Origin of the sequence: Bacillus sp. CGMCC 1.60114 (genome assembly GCF_042676365.1) — a bacterium.
GTDB lineage: Bacteria > Bacillota > Bacilli > Bacillales > Bacillaceae_G > Bacillus_A > Bacillus_A rhizoplanae_A.
In genome coordinates this window covers 98,320-112,687 of the sequence record NZ_JBHTHG010000108.1, presented here as the reverse complement: position 1 = coordinate 112,687, position 14,368 = coordinate 98,320, and the positions used below count along the sequence as shown (strand labels likewise).

Below are 14,368 nucleotides of genomic sequence, written 5' to 3'. Positions count from 1 at the left end.
TCCATCTGAAGCTTATGAGTATGTTATAATGATTTTTGCTCATATCATTGAGGAGGCATAACATGAAAGTTCAAAATCCTTTCCCATATTCAAATGACAATAAACGTTATCATACATGGAACTATCACCTGCGCCGACATTTTGGCGAGAAAATCTTTAAGGTTTCCTTAGATGCAGGATTTGATTGTCCAAACCGTGACGGCACAGTCGCATACGGCGGTTGTACATTTTGCAGTGCGGCTGGTTCTGGCGACTTTGCTGGTGACCGCCGTGATGATGTTGTTACGCAATATCATGAAATGAAAGAAAAAATGCATACAAAATGGAAAGATGGCAAATGTATTGCGTATTTCCAAGCTTATACAAATACTCATGCTCCTGTTGAAGTGTTAAAAGAAAAATTCGAACCCCTTTTAAAAGAAGAAGGTGTTGTCGGTTTATCAATCGCAACTCGTCCAGACTGCTTACCAGACGATGTTGTCGAATATTTAGCTGACTTAAATAAGCGTACGTACCTTTGGGTAGAACTTGGCTTACAAACCGTGCATGAACGTACAGCACTTCTTATTAACCGTGCTCATGATTATCCATCTTATGTAGCAGGTGTAAATAAACTTCGTAAGCATAACATTAACGTATGTTCACATATCATTAACGGCCTCCCGCTTGAGGACTATGACATGATGATGGAAACAGCGCGCGAAGTCGCAAAGCTTGATATTCAAGGAATTAAAATTCATTTGCTTCACTTATTAAAAGGAACACCTATGGTGAAGCAATATGAAAAAGGACAATTAGAATTCCTTTCTCTTGAGGATTATGTAAATCTTGTTGTTGATCAACTTGAAATCATTCCATCAGACGTCATCGTACACCGCATTACAGGCGACGGTCCGCCAAATTTAATGATCGGTCCGATGTGGAGCTTAAATAAATGGGAAGTATTAAATGCAATTGATGCTGAATTTGTACACCGCGGCAGTTGGCAAGGCAAATATGCAAATGGGGTGACGGAAGTATGAAATTAGAACGCATCTTACCTTTTGCACGCACACTGCTAGAGCGAGCAGTGAAAGAAGGAGATTATGCCGTTGATGCAACGCTTGGCAACGGTCATGATGCTTATTTTTTAGCTGAACTTGTTGGAGAGAACGGTAAAGTATTTGGCTTCGACATTCAAGAAGAGGCAATCACAAATTCAACCGCGCGTCTACAAGAAAAAGGACTGGCTGAGCGTGCCGTTCTTATTCACGATAGCCACGATACATTAGCAGACGTATTACCTGAAGATGCAAAAGGAAAAGTAACAGGAGCTATCTTTAACTTAGGTTACCTTCCTGGCGGTGATAAAAGCATCGTCACAAAACCGAACTCAACTCTTTCTGCCATACAGCAGTTATTAGAAGTAATGGCACCGGAAGGAATCATCGTTCTCGTCATTTATCACGGACATCCAGAAGGACAAGTCGAACGCGATGCTGTTGTGAAATTTGCAGGAGAGCTGGATCAAAAAGAGGCTCACGTGTTGAAGTACGAATTTATGAACCAACAAAATAACCCGCCGTTTATTATTGCGATTGAAAAACGATAAATAGAAGTAAAAAAGCCACTCTTTATACAACAGTATAAAGAGTGGCTTTTTGCATCACTGCGCTATTTTCTTTCGATACATCTTCCCATTCCAATAGAAAAAGCGCGAAGTAAGACCTCCATATTTCACAATGCGCCGCGCCATCTGCTGCATTTCTTTTTGCTGCGACACTTTTTGGTCTGATAAATATATACCTAGTAATCCGCGGCTAATGAGACGGTGAAATTTCATATGCGGGATTTGTTCCAAACTTTTTTCCGCTTCTTTCACAAAATGTTTCAATCTCTCAAGAGTTGCTTCTTTATTTTCATAATAACTACAAAAATTTAAATCTCCGCCAATACGGTCTTCTTCTTGGTCAATGAAATAATCAAGTAAAATATGCAATCCTTGTACATACGGAAAATATCCTTGCTTAATTTTCATAATATCTTCGTCTGCTAATTCATCGTGGAACGCATACGCTACAAGACAGAAAATACCGAGCGTTGAGCCTGCGCATGCGGAAAATTCAAACCAGCTCATTGGCGGGACTTTTTCACTATGCGCTGCAAACCACGTTTTTAAACGCTCTTCTCTCTCTTCTAGCTTTACATGTTTATGAATTTGCAAATCACAATAATAACAAGCAAGCTCATGAAGAATTGGTGCAATCTTGTTATAATGCTTCGTTTTTGTAAGCACGTCCTGACACGTTTCTACAAGTTCATCTAAATAACCGCCATCATCTTGATCATCACGGTAACGATAATAATTGCTTCCTTCACTTCCTGGCGTTAACGCCGCAAGCATCGATTCATGCAGCGCCGCAAAATCATTCGGATCAAGCGATGTACTACGGTCACATAAATTATCCAAGTAATCACTAATCGTTTGATACGCTACAATAAATCGAATACATTCTTCACGATGTTCATGGGCAAGCAGTGCTAAAATTCCGCCACCCTCACAATGAAACGTTTTATGCTCAATACTCGCTAATGCTTGATTATGAAGTTCATCATTCGGAATATGATAGGCGCGTTCCTTCCACTTTGCGAGCTCATGGTGTACGACCGGAAACACATCTCGGTATACTTTCGCCATGAGCGTTATGGGGTTACTTGGTACTGTCACTTCTTTCTTCATCTCCTCTAATGAATATGGTTAAACATGTTCAAAATGTATTACAAATTTCATCTGATTATTTTTCTTTCTGAATTAAATGTGTTTCTACAAATGATTTTGCATATGCGAAAATGTCATCTTTTTCATACTCATTAAATAGCTCATGATAACAATTCGGCCATTCCTTGTATGTTTTATCACTAATTTTCAGATTATCAAACCATTTGCGGACACGTGTTTTATCTACAAGTTTATCCTCACACGCCTGCATTAGCAAGAGTGGTACATCTGGAAATTCATCGCGTTTTTCATGGGCGACTTCTACAGCTTTAATTAACTCACTATACCAACGAACTGATACTTTGCGCAAGAACAATGAATCATTTTCCATTGCATCACGAATTTCATGATTACGCGTTGCCATTTCAACTGTAATATTCGAATTAAACTGCATTTTCGGCGCAACAACATTCAGCATTTTTATAATGGCCTGAAGCGGTACTTTAGGTCTTAATACAACCCCTAAACACGGTGAAGTTAAAATTACTCCTTGCACCTCCATCTTCGTTTCTTGCAGCACACGAATGACTGTTAAGCCTCCCATACTATGCCCATATAGGAAAATAGGCAAGTAATATTTTCTTGCCTCTTTGATCCATGCCTTTACTTCTTCTATGTATTCATCAAATGAAGTAATATGTCCTCTATTTCTTGAAGTTGTTCCGTGCGCTGGTAAATCACCCATTACCACGTGAAAACCAATATACCGCCACATTTCTGCAAGTGCCTCGTAACGACCATGATGCTCCATCGCACCGTGTACCATAACTATAACAGCTTTCGCCTCTTCTGCTTCATAATTCCACATAAAACTCCTCCGTTTCACTCTCTTTCATAATTTGCTACACTAATATTAGTTTCTAGGAGAGGAAGATTACTTATATGATTTATCCTTACAAAGACAAAAACCCAAAAATTGCTAATAGCGCATTTATCGCTGACTATGTCACAATTACAGGCGATGTCACAATTGGTGAAGAATCAAGCATTTGGTTTAACACTGTCATTCGCGGAGATGTTTCTCCAACCATTATCGGAGACCGGGTCAATGTACAAGATCAATGTACACTTCATCAAAGCCCAGCATACCCGCTTATTTTAGAAGATGATGTAACAATTGGACATCAAGTTATTTTACATAGCTGTACAGTGAAAAAAGATGCGTTAATCGGCATGGGGTCCATTATTTTAGACGGAGCTGAAATTGGTGAAGGTGCATTTATTGGTGCCGGCAGTTTAGTACCGCAAGGAAAGAAAATCCCGCCAAATACACTTACATTCGGCCGCCCTGCAAAAGTAATTCGTGAATTAACGGATGAAGACCTTAAAGATATGGCTCGCATTCGTCGTGAATACGTAGAAAAAGGACAATATTATAAAGGTCTACAAATGAAATAATCTTTTTAGCTGCCTCCATATAAAAGGCAGCTCTTTCTTTGCCAAATTCTACGTTTTCTTTACAAAATCTTAGTATTCCCTCAATAAAATCTTATTAAAATAAAAGTAAATCTTCAAATATATATGTAGTGAGGAGGAGATTTTTGATGAAAACTAGATCCATCAGCTCCTTATATAAAATAGAGTGCTACATCTTCAAAGGAATTAATCGCTATTTTGAGCGCAAAACATTAAACATCTTTTTTCGCGCCATTACACATATAGGCGGTGCTACCTTTACAATTTCTCTCGCTCTATTCTTACTTTTTTTCACAACCGGATCTTTACACAATGCATCAATTGCAAGTGCTATTTCCCTTGCGATTAGCCATATACCTGTGCAAATTCTAAAAAAGTTTTATCCAAGAAAACGTCCGTATTTAACAATTCTTAATGCAAAGTATCCAACAAATCCATTAGTAGATCATTCTTTTCCATCAGGACACACGACTGCTATCTTTTCTGTTATTGCTCCTTTTTTATTATATGAACCAAGTATGACATTCTTGCTGCTTCCACTAGCAATTACCGTGGGAATTTCACGCATTTATCTCGGCTTGCACTACCCATCTGATGTACTTGTTGGCATGTGCCTCGGAACAATATCCGGCATTGTTTCTTATTATCAATTCATTCCACTTTTTATATAAGGTGAAACTTCTAGCAGTTATCCTCCACCTACTTTCTTTATTTTCTTTGCACTTTGAGGTGGGAGTATCACTACCCATTAATGGCGGGATAGAAGAAGGAGGGAATTTGATGAAAATTGCCATCTTTACAGATACGTTTACACCGCAAGTGAACGGCGTTGCGAAAACACTCGATCGCTTTACACAGTATTTGCAAAAGCAAAATATCTCTTACTCTGTGTTTGCCCCGCAACATACGGCGGAAGATAATTTTGTTACGAATGTCAATAAAATGAAAAGCATTCCACTTAAACTACTATATCCAGAGTGCCGATTCGCATTTCCAAATCCACGTTACATCAAAAAAGAACTCTTTCAGTTTCAACCAGATATAATACATGTCGCAACACCATTTAATATGGGACTTTGCGGCATGTATTACGCAAAAAAACTAAACATCCCTCTCGTCGGTTCCTATCACACAGATTTTGATGCGTATTTACAATATTATAAAATTGAGTTCTTCTCTAATATGCTGTGGAACTATTTAAAATGGTTTCATGGCGCCCTGCAAAAAACATTCGTACCTTCTCTCGAAACGATGCAACAACTGCAAAAAAAAGACTTCCAAGACTTATACTTATGGAGCCGCGGGGTAGATTGTAATCTATTTCATCCTCACTATAATCAAGACGTATTTCGAAAAAAATATAACATTACATCACCATACATCCTCTCTTACGTTGGACGTTTAGCCCCTGAAAAAGATATCGAAACATTGCTGGCATTAATCCACAAAACAACGAAAGAACGAAAAAATGATGTTCATTGGCTAATCGTCGGAGATGGTCCTCTCGCTGACGAAGTAAAAGAAACAATTACAGAAAACGTAACATTTACTGGGTATTTAAAAGAAGAAGAGTTAGCTGAAGTATATACTTGTTCAGATGTTATGGTATTCCCTTCTTCAACAGAAACATTCGGAAATGTCGTCTTAGAATCACTTGCATGCGGTACGCCCGTTATCGGCGCAAACGCAGGTGGTGTGAAAAATATTATTACACACGGAACAACAGGCTTTCTTTGTGAGCCGAAACAAACGGACTCCTTTTTATCTTTTATTTACACATTACTTGATCAGAAAGAGCAACGTGAATACATGGGGCAACAAGGTAGAAACTATGCTTTAACACAAAGTTGGGATGAAATTTTCAGTGACCTCGTGATGCATTATGAAGATGTCATTCAAAATCGAAAAGCGGAAATGCTGGCTTAAAGTGAAACTGCTACATTGTACAAAATATAAGAAGAGAGGTCATACTTCGAAGTATGACCTCTCTTTATCTTGTGTTTTTATTTATTTTTCTTTACCTTTTGTTTGAGTTGCATCGAATGTCCAGTTTAATTTCAATGTATCTCCTTGGAATACGTTTTGATCTTCTCCATTATCTACAAATGTGAATTTCACATAGAAAGTGTCATCACTTCCTGGAGCAAGCCCGTTTCCTTCCCAGTTTACGATACCTTTTTGTACAAGATCAGGAAAGTTACCATCAGCAGTAGCTTTTTTCAATTCAGACAAAGTAGTTTCCCATACAGGAACTGTGTTCTTGTCGATGTTCCATAAGAACTCCACTTTGATATGATCACCGAAATCAGCATCTCCGTTATCACCTTTTGCATCTGTTACAGTGTAGTCTGTAAGAAGACGAACGTCCTTTATTTTCAAAGTGCCGTTGTTGATTAAGTGGAAATCGCGTTCCACTTGGTCACCTGGTTTGATTTTGTCAACATCGATGATAACTTGTGGATCAATGCTCAAATCTAATGTACCAGCTGCAAACGTGTTTGCTGATACTTCTTTATCACTGAAGTACGCAAACGTTCCGCCTCCAATTAAAGATAAACCAAGAACTGCAGATGCAACACCCATACCAAGTTTTTTTTTAAGACTCATTTTAATAATCCCCCTAATTTTATAATTTTTAAAAGCCAATAAGTTCATATGAGGTAAAACCGAATCAAAATCGATAAATACTACTAGGATGGCTACAGCTAAGTTCTTAATAAAGAACTTTAAATTTTAAAGCGACATTGCATCAGTATTTGCAGAAAATACAGTAATGATTTCATAGGTTTATGAATGGTGGATAAACCCTATCATTACATTAGGTAAGAAATGTCCAAAAAAACGGAGATTAATCCGATTCCTGTTTATAACAAATAAGAAGAGGAGGAACACTTTGTATTCCTTCTCTTTTCTCAAGATCCCTTGCTAATATTATGTTTATCCCGCTACTTCGGGATAATAAGAGCTCGATTGGTGAGAGCTTTCCATCAGTGAGGGATGAAGAAAATCCCCCACTAATAGAAGTTTCACCTTATTACTTTGATTTCGGCTCCAAACCAATCTGACGCAAGAAGTCTGCCAGACCTTTTTTGCCGATTGTTTCTTTTGGCTTAACCACTTCTGGAACGCCGACTTCTTTTTGTAAGAAGTTTTTCTCAACGAACCGGACATCTGTCTCGTCTACGACACCGTCTTGATTGATGTCTTGCGGCAAGATAGATGCATCCTTCTTGCCATATACTTCAACTACACTTTGCAGATCGCGAATATCAATCAATCTATCACCATTCACGTCCCCTGCAAGATTTTTAACACCTAATCTTACATGTTGCCCGCGCATCTCACCGTTTACAGAATATCCAGGAATGAATTTCTTCATCGCTTTGAGATGTCCCGGGACATCAATAACAACTGTGTATGCTTCAGTAGAAGCTGGGATACCATAAATGGTGTAGAATCCTGTCTTATCAATTGTTCCCTTATATTTTTTACCGCTTGGGGACATCGCATATACTTGAGCACCGATTTTTGTATAATCCGCTTTTCTCAAATACTGAGAATTTCCAGTCCCAATCAAAAATGCTTCCGGTTGGATAGAACCTTGCACTCTCGAATGCGTTGGAATAAGGTTAAAATCTGCCGTGTTGAAATAAGGAATAGCAGTAGCTGCTGTTTGTCCCGCTTTCATATAAGACGCCTGTTGTACATCAAATCCGATAACATTATCGAAATATGCATCACTTACTACTTTGAACGTTACATCAATGAAAGGCATATCTCCGTCCATACCGTTGAATGCATTCCCTTTCATAGTTGCGCCGACTTTCACCGTATTTTTGTAAGTTCCTTCCTTCACGGCAGGTTCTTGCAGCGATACCTCCAAGCCCTTTTCCTTTGCATACTGATTTACCGCATTGTTTAATTTCACATTCTCAAACTTGAACAAATCATTCATGAATTCGACCTGGAATTCCCCGGATACAAGCTGCTTCACATTATTGAGGCTGAGTGTCATGGTAACCGTATCGTCAACTTTCACATCTTTCTTATCGTAACTAGCAGTCGTATATTCCGTACCTTCTTTCACGAAGACATATTTTTGTTTCCCCATTGCCGTTGCAATATCAGACATAGTCAAAGTCAAATTTAAAGGTCCTTTTACAATATCACTTTCCTCAATTCCGAATTTCACATCTCCGTTCGCTTGGATTGGGAAGTATCCATCTATGAATCCAGAATTTGCAGAGTACCCCATTGAGTTAGACGATTGATCATAGTTCAATCCTTTGGATTTTAATAGATCCACTGTTGCATCCTTAGCTGTTCCATGCAGCCATACCGCTTTTTGTCCATCCTCTTCCGTAAACATGGAGTCATTAATCTCAATCACACCCGGTTTTTTGTCCATATTTACTTCTGGTGCTGTATTGTCCACAATAAGTGGATTATCTGCAACATATGATTTCCCTTCCTCATCGTGCGCAATCATTTCCAGTACATAATCGCCTGCTGGAAGCTTCACAGGAAGATCGCCAATTGGCTTGGAAGGATCATTTGTAAATGGATAGACAGTACCGCTAAATGCTCCTATAAGAAAAGTTTCTCTGTCTGTCAGTAATTTACTAGTGTTCGCTGTTCCTACAAAACCTACAGCTTTTCCTGTTTTACTGTCCTTAACAACTATATCGATTGTTTGCATTGGGCTATTCAACTTCATGATTCCGTGAACCGTAGGGTCTAAATACTGCCAGAAAGGTGTCGCATTTGTTACGGATGGTTTAGTCGTTTTTATATATTCAAATCCCTTTTCCGTCACCATGACAGCGAATGGGATTTGATATGCTTCGGCTGGATTGTTCGCATTCGTCACATGAATATATCCTTCATATCTTCCTTTCGCTGCACTAGAAGGAATCGTAATTTTAGGCTGCAGCTCCTGTGATTTTCCACTTGCCACTGTAAGAGATGCCGGCACCTCAACTTGTACACCATTCTTCACTGCATCTTGAATACCTGTACGCTCGCCGTGATACTCCACTTCCAATTTAAAGGATTTTTCTTCTTTACCATTGTTTTGAACAGTCACTTTTTTGCTCGCTTCAATTGGTTTATCACCTTGCTTGAAATGTCTGCCGAACATAATAGAGCCTGTTTGGTCGTCAATTTCGACAATATTTCCGTTCTCAATATTTTTTGTTTTGTCCCATACCTTGATGGATGTATCCGTATGAACAGCTTGATACGCGTCAATTCGCCCCGCACCCACTTCGTATACGGAATTCTTGCCATTCAAATCATCCGATGTATTCATAAGAGCTGCTTTTACATCGAAAGGAGTGTAATCTGGATGCTCCTGCAAAATCAATGCTGCTGTACCTGTCACGTGAGGAGTCGCCATGGAAGTACCTGATAAGCGTATATATGCATTGCTGTAATTCACACCGTCCTGCGGATCATTGATATATTCCGGTGCAGTAGAGAAAATTGATACACCAGGAGCGACTACATCCGGCTTAATATCATAATTTCCGTTTACCGGCCCGCGTGAACTGAAATCTGCCAAGTGATCGCCTTCCGTTTTTGTATTGCTTAACGTTTCGAATTTGAAAGATACTTCACCTAGCGCCTTTAAGCGTTCGCCATCTGCTTTTGACAAGCGGAAAGATGGAATAAGACCTACCCCCTCACCTAAGTAGGCAGATATTTGTCCGTCGACATTGTTATACACAATAACCGCTTTAGCTCCAGCATTTTTTGCATTTTTAATTTTTTCATCAAACGTAATTTCCCCGCGCTGAATTAACGCGATTTTTCCGTTTAAATCTTTCCCTGTAAAATCAGCTGGTTTCCCAAGTCCTGCAAATACAATTGGTAAGGATTGTCCTTGTAAATCTTCTAACTTATCAGGAAAATCTTTACCTAATAACTGCATGTTTTCAAATTTTTCGCTCGCTGCACTTGCACTGAATGTAGGAATGGATATAGAAACATCACTTGCTCCTACTGAAATACCGAGCGCTGCCGTTCCCGGAGAACCAAGGGTTTTTTCGTTCGGTCCAGCGTTACCTGCAGCAACAACTGTCACCACACCTGAAAGCATAGCGTTATTTGTCGCAACCGAAGTGGCATATAACGGATCGTTAGTTTGCGCACCTAGCGACATGTTGATGACATCCATACCGTCTGCAATTGCCTTATCTATCCCAGCAAGGATTCCCGCTGTATTTCCTCCGCCCCAAGGGCCTAATACTCTATAAGCATATAAATCTACGTCAGGTGCGACACCTTTCACCGCATAATCCGCATTGTTTTTCTTTTGGGCTGCAATCGTACCCGCTACATGCGTACCATGCTCTGTGTAATACACATAGCCTGGAGATGTTGGTTTACCAGCTTTTATCCAATCCGCGTATGTTGTTTCCATCGGATCGGCATCGTTATCTATAAAATCATATCCGCCTTTATAAGCACCTTTTAAATCAGGATGATTATAGTCAATACCTGTATCAAGAACACCGACTTTAATCCCTTTACCTGTAATGTTTTCCGCATGAAGCTTGTCCACACCAATTTGCGGAATGCTGTCCGCCATTTTTGGCTGGACTGTTTCTTTTGTTTCTTTCGTTTCTACCGGAGGTTCTACTTTTACCTCGTAATCTTTAAAGACACGTTTTACTACTCCGGATTGAATTAAATCCTGCACCGCCACACTAGGTAAAGTCATCGCTACACCGTTAATCGCGTTCTTGTATTCACGTGTAATCTTCATTTTTTGCGTATCGTACGTGCCAGCATCCTTTTTCGATTTCAAGGATTCGACATGTTGCTTAAACACTTTATGTTCTTCATCCACTTTTGCTTGCGCAGTAGTAGAGGCTATTTTCTTTCCTTTTGCTGCTTGTTTCATCACTTCAATTTTTGCTGGAGCCTGATTGAATTCCACAATAACGTTTACTAATTCAGGACTATTAGAATCAATATCAGGAGAAATCGTAAAATTAGGACTTACATCTAACTGTTCCAACGCTTTTCTTTGATCCGCAGACAGGTCTTTCAAGACTTTCTCCGCATTATCAACTTGATTCAGTTCAACCGGACTTTCTGCCAATACGTTATACGGAATGCCTTGTGATAATAGCATGCCAGCGACTAACGTCCCCGTAAGGACCTTCCCAAATTTCCCTCTCTTCATACAAGTTCCCCCACCTAAATTTATTTTTATTCTGTAGTCATTGTTTAACATAAATTTACGAAGCTATTAGACTACGATTCTACTTCCTTATCTTATTAAATTTAAACTTTTCTGAAAATTATCAAAAAGGAATATTTTTTAAAGGTATTAGTTCTATCCCGTATAGTACAAAAGAACTACTCCGTGCCTATTATTTTGAGTAAAATAATAAAACACAGCGTAGTTCTTTTAAGTACTTTTCATTTAAGAAAATGGAACAAGCTGATTTCGAACAGCATAAATGACAGCTTGCGAACGACTTTTCACATTTAGTTTTTTGAAAATTTTATTGATATGAATTTTAACTGTCTTGTCACTGATATATAGGGCTTCAGCAATTTCCTTATTACTAAGACCTTTGACCAGTTCAAACAATATTTCCTTTTCACGCTCTGTCAGTTCATTTTCATTTGATTCTGATTTCGTTTGCTGATGATATGTAATCAACTTTTTAGTCATGCGCGGGTGAATGACAGAATCTCCTTGTAATACCATTCGGATTGCGGCCACCACTTGTTCGGATGATGAATCCTTCAGTAAATAACCGTCTGCACCTGCCCGAAGAGCAGCCATCAAGTATTCATCATGTTCATACATCGTTAATACGAGAACACGGCAGTTCGGATACTGATCTTTCACGAGTGATGTAGCCTCAATACCATTTTTTCCCGGTAAATTAATATCCATTAAAATACAATCAGGACTACACTCTTCCACTTTCTTTAATACCTCATCCCCAGAAACAGCTTCTCCAACTACTCGCATATCAGATTCGAGTTCCAATATACTTCGAATTCCATCACGCAAAACAGTATGATCATCCACTACTAATATTCGAATCATGATACTCCTCCCCCATTTCTGAATCTGGAATTAACAATGTGATTTCTGTTCCTTTTCCTGCTGAACTATCAATCTGAAGGGCAGCCCCTAGCTGTTCAGCCTGTTCATTCATATGTAATATACCATAATGCGGCTCATGCTTTGCTTTAATCATAGATTCAAAAAGGGAAAAGCCAATTCCATTATCCTTCACTTTCAAAAGTACATGTTCCCGTTGATAACTTAGTAAAATGTCAACTTTATCTGCCTTCGCATGCTTTACAATATTTTGCAAGCTCTCCTGCAAAGTATCGAAGATGACTCGTTCTTTCGTAAAACTAAGTTTTCGAGGACGACCTCTTTCATGATATGTAATGGCTAGATCATATTCTTGTTTTAAGGATTGAATTTTATTTGTAATTGCTTGTTTTAGCCCTAGCCTTTGTGTTGGATATGGCTTTAAAGCATAAATAGAATAACGAACTTCCCCTAAACTTTTCCGTAATTTTTTTATGCTTGTATCTACCACTTGCTGCATGTCCTTTGGTCGATCCGCATACTTTTTCTGAGCTGACTCCATCTGGAATATCACTCCGGCCAATGCTTGTGCAATTCCATCGTGGATTTCACGAGCAATCCGATTTCTTTCTTCTAAAATCGTTCTTTTTTCCTGTTCAGAGACGAGTGTCCGTGTTTTAAGTAAGCTGCCTAATTGATTGGCAAACGTAGCTAAAGTCTGTACATCTTCAGTAATAAAACTTGCACTCCTGCTTTTCCCTGCTACAAACATTCCAACCAATTCATGATTTACTTTAAGAGGTAAATATACAAGAGAGCGCATAGTATTTTCAAACACTTCATCTCCCGGGGCCATACCCGTTTTCCAATCAGTAACAACAACAGTTTCGGATATCTCTTCAAACTTCGTATATAGGTCAGAATAATCAGAAATATCACGACGTACTTTTCCATCCTTTAATAAAAGTGTCCATTTCTCCTCATCTTTTGCCCATAAGACATATGCCTGTATTCCTAAAAATCCTTTCAGTGATTGTTTCATCTGCTGTAAGTTTCCGGCAGATAACCCATGACTTAATTCCGTCGTAATGGAAAAAAGCTTATATAATCGTTCTTTTTCCACCCGTATTTGTCTAACAAAAGAGCTGATGATACAGATTGCCACAAGCGGAAAAAAGAAGAACAGAACCATAATTTCATCCATCACTCCGCGATATCGGTAATCTAAAATATGTATAAGCGAGGAGTAAAATAAACAAAAACTCATACTCAATAATACTAATATATTTTTTTTACGCCACTCTTCTAGCGGATATGGCTGAGGAAGAAGTATGATTAAAAGATCGTAAAAAATGCTGTTAAAAAAACAAAGAAACACGCTGAATAAAAACAAACTTATGAATTTTTCATATAAACCTGGGAGATTCATCCCAGAAATAAAAAGGGAAAAACATTCGCTAGAAAACCATTCTGCTAATATGATACTCAGAGCAAGCTGGGCACAATTAAACAGCGTCCTTTGCATAGGTAAACGGCGAAGCAAATGAATACATAACATCGTACATACACAAGAAACAACAGTGATATGTATTCCAAACTGCCAATTCATTACATAAATGAGCGTAAGACTGAGTGTGATTCCCCCTCTCCAAATACGGATAGGAAAATACTCAGTAATCCCCGTAAACATAACTAACAACAAAAGCAGTATGAGATGAGAAGGCATTTTACTTAAAAACAAAGAAATGATAACAGCAATCACACCAAGAAAGGAAATAGAATAAATATAAAAACTAGCTACTTGTTCTCTCATAGAAGTAAAGTCTATCTTTTTCAAAACGATCCCTCCCCCAAAAACCTATTATCATCATTATCTAACAAAAAACCGGCACTGGCAAAATGAGAAGGTTCCCATTAGCCAATCACCGGCTGTGCGCTGTCCCCTAGAAGGGAAGGTACAATATTAGTATAAAACGAGCCTCCCAATTCGACTATCCATCAAATGTTATAACTGTAAATATATTCTATTCTAATCATATAGAACTAAAGATGTATATGAATCAACTTCATAATTGTTTCTTTACCAGTAAAAGATAATGCCTTCGATCCAATTTATTCATATA

The 14,368-nt window shown here is 38.6% G+C and carries 11 protein-coding genes; 5 read left to right on the top strand and 6 right to left on the bottom strand.

All coding sequences use genetic code 11. The features are described 5' to 3' along the window. Positions 1 to 62 precede the first annotated feature (62 nt). Both mnmL and mnmM read left to right on the top strand, forming a co-directional pair. A complete protein-coding gene (mnmL, locus tag ACFQZ1_RS16945) occupies positions 63 to 1,022 on the top strand; it encodes a tRNA modification radical SAM protein MnmL/YtqA (RefSeq protein ID WP_377883379.1) in 960 nt (319 codons plus the stop codon). Continuing rightward, positions 1,019 to 1,591, top strand: coding sequence for a tRNA 5-(aminomethyl)-2-thiouridylate-methyltransferase MnmM (gene mnmM / locus ACFQZ1_RS16940; RefSeq protein WP_377883378.1), 573 nt, complete (start codon positions 1,019 to 1,021; stop codon positions 1,589 to 1,591). The genes mnmL and mnmM overlap by 4 nt, the downstream gene beginning before the upstream one ends. A gap of 54 nt (positions 1,592 to 1,645) precedes the next feature. Here the strand turns inward: mnmM and ACFQZ1_RS16935 are convergent, their stop codons facing one another. Then, on the bottom strand, positions 1,646 to 2,707 hold the full coding sequence (locus tag ACFQZ1_RS16935) for a tetraprenyl-beta-curcumene synthase family protein (protein WP_377883377.1): 1,062 nt from the start codon (positions 2,705 to 2,707) through the stop codon (positions 1,646 to 1,648). Positions 2,708 to 2,774: 67 nt separating this feature from the next. Further along, positions 2,775 to 3,566 (bottom strand): alpha/beta hydrolase, encoded by a 792-nt coding sequence (locus ACFQZ1_RS16930; protein ID WP_377883376.1) that lies wholly within the window; start codon positions 3,564 to 3,566, stop codon positions 2,775 to 2,777. 74 nt (positions 3,567 to 3,640) lie between these two features. On the opposite strand from ACFQZ1_RS16930, the gene ACFQZ1_RS16925 reads away from it, so the two are divergent. From ACFQZ1_RS16925 to ACFQZ1_RS16915, 3 genes are all read left to right on the top strand, one after another. After that, positions 3,641 to 4,156: a gamma carbonic anhydrase gene (locus tag ACFQZ1_RS16925; RefSeq protein WP_377883375.1), complete on the top strand. Its 516-nt coding sequence runs from the start codon at positions 3,641 to 3,643 to the stop codon at positions 4,154 to 4,156. A gap of 146 nt (positions 4,157 to 4,302) precedes the next feature. Further along, positions 4,303 to 4,845: a phosphatase PAP2 family protein gene (locus ACFQZ1_RS16920; protein ID WP_377883374.1), complete on the top strand. Its 543-nt coding sequence runs from the start codon at positions 4,303 to 4,305 to the stop codon at positions 4,843 to 4,845. 109 nt (positions 4,846 to 4,954) lie between these two features. Then, positions 4,955 to 6,100, top strand: coding sequence for a glycosyltransferase family 4 protein (locus ACFQZ1_RS16915; protein ID WP_377883373.1), 1,146 nt, complete (start codon positions 4,955 to 4,957; stop codon positions 6,098 to 6,100). An 81-nt stretch (positions 6,101 to 6,181) separates the two neighbouring features. On the opposite strand, the gene ACFQZ1_RS16910 is transcribed toward ACFQZ1_RS16915, so the two are convergent. The 4 genes from ACFQZ1_RS16910 to ACFQZ1_RS16895 all read right to left on the bottom strand — a co-directional run bounded on the left by ACFQZ1_RS16910 (position 6,182) and on the right by ACFQZ1_RS16895 (position 14,082). Then, positions 6,182 to 6,781, bottom strand: coding sequence for a TasA family protein (locus ACFQZ1_RS16910; RefSeq protein WP_377883372.1), 600 nt, complete (start codon positions 6,779 to 6,781; stop codon positions 6,182 to 6,184). Positions 6,782 to 7,208: 427 nt separating this feature from the next. Further along, complete coding sequence (locus tag ACFQZ1_RS16905; protein WP_377883371.1) at positions 7,209 to 11,366, bottom strand: S8 family serine peptidase; 4,158 nt, start codon at positions 11,364 to 11,366, stop codon at positions 7,209 to 7,211. A gap of 243 nt (positions 11,367 to 11,609) precedes the next feature. Further along, positions 11,610 to 12,248: a response regulator gene (locus ACFQZ1_RS16900; RefSeq protein WP_377883370.1), complete on the bottom strand. Its 639-nt coding sequence runs from the start codon at positions 12,246 to 12,248 to the stop codon at positions 11,610 to 11,612. Continuing rightward, positions 12,223 to 14,082, bottom strand: a complete 1,860-nt coding sequence (locus ACFQZ1_RS16895; RefSeq protein WP_377883369.1) for a GAF domain-containing sensor histidine kinase — start codon at positions 14,080 to 14,082, stop codon at positions 12,223 to 12,225. The genes ACFQZ1_RS16900 and ACFQZ1_RS16895 overlap by 26 nt, the downstream gene beginning before the upstream one ends. Between the last annotated feature and the right edge of the window lie 286 nt (positions 14,083 to 14,368).